The organism is [Clostridium] symbiosum ATCC 14940, assembly GCF_000466485.1.
GTDB classification, from domain to species: Bacteria; Bacillota; Clostridia; order Lachnospirales; family Lachnospiraceae; genus Otoolea; species Otoolea symbiosa.
Window position 1 is genome coordinate 1 of record NZ_KE992877.1, and the last position, 2745, is coordinate 2745.

The 2745-nt window shown below is 46.8% G+C and carries 2 protein-coding genes and 1 pseudogene; all 3 read right to left on the bottom strand.

Annotated features, from left to right (window positions below):
- A pseudogene (locus tag CLOSYM_RS08505) lies at positions 1 to 540 on the bottom strand (collagen-like protein); the annotation flags it as partial.
- An 81-nt stretch (positions 541 to 621) separates the two neighbouring features.
- Positions 622 to 1173 carry a DUF3877 family protein gene (locus CLOSYM_RS08510; protein WP_021641805.1) on the bottom strand — a complete coding sequence of 184 codons (552 nt, stop codon included), beginning with the start codon at positions 1171 to 1173 and terminating at the stop codon, positions 622 to 624.
- 25 nt (positions 1174 to 1198) lie between these two features.
- Positions 1199 to 2509 (bottom strand): MATE family efflux transporter, encoded by a 1311-nt coding sequence (locus CLOSYM_RS08515; RefSeq protein ID WP_021641806.1) that lies wholly within the window; start codon positions 2507 to 2509, stop codon positions 1199 to 1201.
- Positions 2510 to 2745: the final 236 nt, after the last annotated feature.

Here is a 2745-nt window from a genome sequence, read left to right on the forward strand (position 1 = left end):
TCCGGCTGCTCCTGTCGGACCTGTCGGGCCGGTTACTCCTGCCGGAATGGTAAACAAAAGCTCTACTCCGCTCGGTGTAACATTTTCATAAACTGCGGCCGGAGTTCCCGGTTCTCCCGTAATTGTTCCTGCTACCGTAACGGTCGGTGTCCTTCCGGTTGCTCCGGTAGCTCCCGTCGCTCCACGAAGGCCCTGAATTCCCTGCGGCCCCTGCGGGCCTGTGGCTCCGGGAATCCCCTGAGGTCCTCTGGCTCCGGTTGCTCCCCGAGGCCCCTGAGGTCCTCTGGCTCCAGGTTCACCGGGACAGCCCCGTGGCCCCATCGGTCCCGGACAGCCCCGCGGCCCCATCGGTCCCGGACAGCCTCGTGGGCCTGTTGGCCCCTGACAGCAAACTCTTCCCGGACCAGGACAACATCTTCTCTCCGAATAGTCTCCTGTACTATTTCCCTGACATCTCAGGGACTGATTTTCCTCCTGCCCGGAGGAAGAAGACATATCCGGATTTCCACATCTTAAATTATTCATATCATCATAATTCATAATATCACATCCTTATTATTCAGCAGTTCATACTGCTAATAACAGAATATGCCATTGTCCTATAAAATGTGCAGGGCAGTCCTACCGGGAAAGCTCCTCATAATCCTCCCTGGTAAACCGATGATAGGTCAGACCAAATTCATCCGATTCCACACAATAAACATAAGGCTCAAAATCATCATTCTCAAAGCAGAACACACATCCCATACCTTCCGCTTCCCTATCCTCTTCTCTGTAGCTTTCTCCATATTTATCAGCAAAATCGCTGAAACACCTCCGAACCCGTTCAAGCGAATGTTCTCCGTCCGATATAGCCGACAGAAAATTTTTCAAAAATTCAGGCTCCGGAATTTTTTCTGCAATGTAAGCACATCCCTTTTCAGGTATCTCAATGCAATAACGTTCACCCTGACATGAAAAAGCAGTTTCTCCCAATTGCGGATAAACTTCCCTGCAAAATTTCTCAAGCGCTCCATCCAGTTGCCTGCGCGTGGCAGACTGCTCTAAACCCAGCAGACTTTTAAGTGATTCAGCCGGATAATAAAGACCGATACTTTCATCCAGACTTCCAATTTTCATCTGCCATTCCTTTACCGTATCATATATATGCCTTTTTAAATTCTCCGTTCCCATAGCTCTCCTTTACAAATAACACGTTTCAATGTCGGTTTCCTGATTGCTGCTTTGTGTATAGCGCCAGACATGCTGCTAAAACGATCACTTCCGTAATCGGAAATGTGAGCCACACCCATTCAAGGCCCGCAAAATGCAGGAACCATGCCAGAGGAACAAGCAGAACCACCTGGCGAAGGAGCGTGATACAGATGCTTTCCTTTCCTCTGTTGATTCCCTGAAAATAAACGCTGAATATCAGGCCGAATGATGCAGGAATAAAGCTCAGGGCAATGATACGGAATGCCGTAGTCCCTATCGTAAGAATCTCTTCCCGAGTTGAAAATATTGACAACAATGATTTCGGCATTATTATAAAAAAGGCAGTTGCCACAACCATAATAACACTCGACATAACAATTGAATATCGAAGAACGCTCCTTGCCCGCTCCATCTTCCCTGCGCCGTAGTTATAGCTGATTAAGGGCAGAATTACCTGCTGCAAGCCCAAAAGAGGGATAAAGAAAAACGTCTGCAGTTTATAATAAATTCCCAGAACCGTTACCGCATCTTCTGAAAATAATTTTAGAATCAGGTTCAGTCCCACAATGTAAACCGTATATAACGACTGCAGCAGTATCGACGGCATCCCGGCCTTCAGGATTCTGACACAGTTATGCAGAGTCACCCTGCCAAATGACGGGGAGTATCGTCTGATAAATCCAATCATCACGATTGCCATCGCCAGCCATTGTCCAAGCACAGTCGCAACGGCCGCTCCCCTTACTCCCAGCTCCGGGAAACCGCAATAGCCGAAAATCAGAAAGGGATCCAATACAATATTGAGGACAGCTCCTGCTACCTGAGCACACATGGGCAGAACCATATCACTTTTCGCCTGCAGCATTTTCGTGCCTGCTGCCTCCACAAACATCCCCAGAGACAGTGCAAAAATAATCTGGGCATATTGTATGCCATATTCCCTGACCAATTCCTGTTCTGATGAAATCTGATAATAAATCCGGATACCCGGTGCTCCTGCTGCTGCAAAAATCAGTGCTCCCATAATTCCAAGAAAAAAACCAGTCGAAATAATATCCTTCTGCGATTTGGTGTCTCCGGCCCCGTCCATTCTCGAAATCAGAATATTAATTCCGGCCCCTGTTCCCGTCGCCAAAGCGGTCATTAGCAGCTGAATCGGAAAAATAATAGAAAGGGCTGCCAGCCCCTCCGCTGAATATCTGGCAACAAAATAGCTGTCTACTATGTTATAGATGCATTGAATTAACAATGCCAGCATAACCGGTGCAGACAGTCTTATAAGTAATTTCCATACCGGTGTCTCTTCCATAGCCATACTGCATCTGCCTCTTTCTTTTCTGCTTTCTTTTCCTCTTTTATTCGTCCTTTGCCTGCTCTGCCGCCGTTATAAAAGCCAAATTTTGCGACATACTGCAGAACTTGCAGCTTTCCGCAAATCCTATAATTTTATTTAAGCTTGCTTCATTCTACCATACAGGACAGAAAGTTTCCATCCTTTGCATTTTATTCCCGAATACATGAAAATTTTTTATTTAAATTCCACCGCCCGCT

Coding starts and splice junctions, on each gene's coding strand:
- CLOSYM_RS08510 (WP_021641805.1), bottom strand. CDS start 1,173: ATGGGAACGGAGAATTTAAAAAGGCATATATATGATACGGTAAAGGAA.
- CLOSYM_RS08515 (WP_021641806.1), bottom strand. CDS start 2,509: ATGGCTATGGAAGAGACACCGGTATGGAAATTACTTATAAGACTGTCT.